2 protein-coding genes are annotated in these 1,251 nt (G+C 60.6%); both read left to right on the top strand.

Features of this window, described 5'->3' with window-relative positions; translation table 11 throughout:
• Nucleotides 1-241: hypothetical protein (locus B3D39_RS01150; protein ID WP_286789300.1), on the top strand; the 241-nt coding region annotated here is incomplete at its 5' end.
• A 96-nt stretch (nt 242-337) separates the two neighbouring features.
• Nucleotides 338-943, top strand: a complete 606-nt coding sequence (locus B3D39_RS01145) for a glutathione peroxidase (RefSeq protein WP_274962937.1) — start codon at nt 338-340, stop codon at nt 941-943.
• Nucleotides 944-1,251 lie beyond the last annotated feature (308 nt).

The raw sequence follows: 1,251 nt of genomic DNA, 5'->3' as shown, positions 1-1,251 counted from the left end.
CCCGCCGCTCGATTTCGGGGTCACGGGCTACGCGCGAAAGGGCGGTCATCTGATCGATCTGCGCGATCTCGGCGATATCGGGCAGAAAAGCCTTGGAATCTGTCAGCGCCTCGCGCTCGATTTCGACAGCGTGAACACCGCGCCGGAGGCGGTGCGCCCCGGCGTAAAGCCCCGTGATCCCATGGAAATACCGGAGTTCCCGGAGCCGAAATACCGTCGCGTCGACCGCATTTGCGATTGAAGAAAAGGGACGCGTGAAATATATCTTCACGAAGTGGTGAACTTTTTTCCCGACTCTCGCGTTGGGTGTTGGTGGATGTATTTCGAGGGTGGACCGATGCGCTTGTCCCTGACTTTGGCCTGCATGCTGTCTTGCGTGTCCTTTGCGACCGTTCCGGCACGCGCTGACGGCCCGGCGGCGACGCCCGAACCGATCGCGGTGAAAGCCCGGTCCGCGATGCCGGTGCCGGGGGATTTGTCCTTCGATCTGGTGGAGGGCGAGACGGTCTCGCTCGCCGATTTCCGTGGCAAGGTCGTGCTCGTGGTCAATACCGCTTCGAAATGCGGCTTCGCCCCGCAATTTACCGAGTTGCAGGAAATGTCCGAAACCTATGGCCGCGAGGGTCTGGTGATCCTCACCGTGCCGTCGAACGATTTCCGGCAGGAACTCTCCAGTGCCGAGGAAGCCAAGCGCTATTGCGCGCTGACCTTCGGGGCCGAATTGCCGATGGCGCAGCTCGCCAAGGTGAAGGGGCCGCAGGCGCATCCGTTCTATCGCTGGATGCGCGAAACCGAGGGGTTCGAGCCGAGCTGGAACTTCAACAAGGTGCTACTGGGCCGCGACGGATCGGTGATCGCGACCTATCCCGCCAGCGCGGAGCCCCTTTCGGCCTGGATGCTGGGCGACGTCAAAGCCGCTCTCGCGACCGCGAGCCGAGGCTGAGCGAAAGGCGCTCGCGCCCTGCCTATGACGCAATAAATGCTTGCGATACTGGCCGATCGCGCCTATATGGGCGCGGTCTGAGACAGGTTGGGACTCACCCGACCCGTATGCTATTGCAGCACAGACATTCCAACGAAAGACCGGCGGAGCCAACCGCAAGGCCAGAAAACCGAAGATGAAAAGGAAAATCTGAACGCATGTCGCAAAATGCAACCATGGACGAATTCGAAGCCCTTCTGAACGAGAGCCTCGAAATCGACACCCCGAACGAAGGTTCGGTTGTTAAAGGCAAGGTCATCGCCATCGAG

Origin of the sequence: Thioclava sp. UBA3469 (assembly GCF_002378135.1) — a bacterium.
GTDB classification, from domain to species: domain Bacteria; phylum Pseudomonadota; class Alphaproteobacteria; order Rhodobacterales; family Rhodobacteraceae; genus Thioclava; species Thioclava sediminum.
The sequence above is the reverse complement of the archived record's forward strand: the minus strand, read 5'-3'. Positions and strand labels throughout refer to the sequence as shown.

Excerpts from the sequence above, each read along its gene's own strand:
- B3D39_RS01145 (WP_274962937.1), top strand. The coding sequence starts at position 338 with ATGCGCTTGTCCCTGACTTTGGCCTGCATGCTGTCTTGCGTGTCCTTT.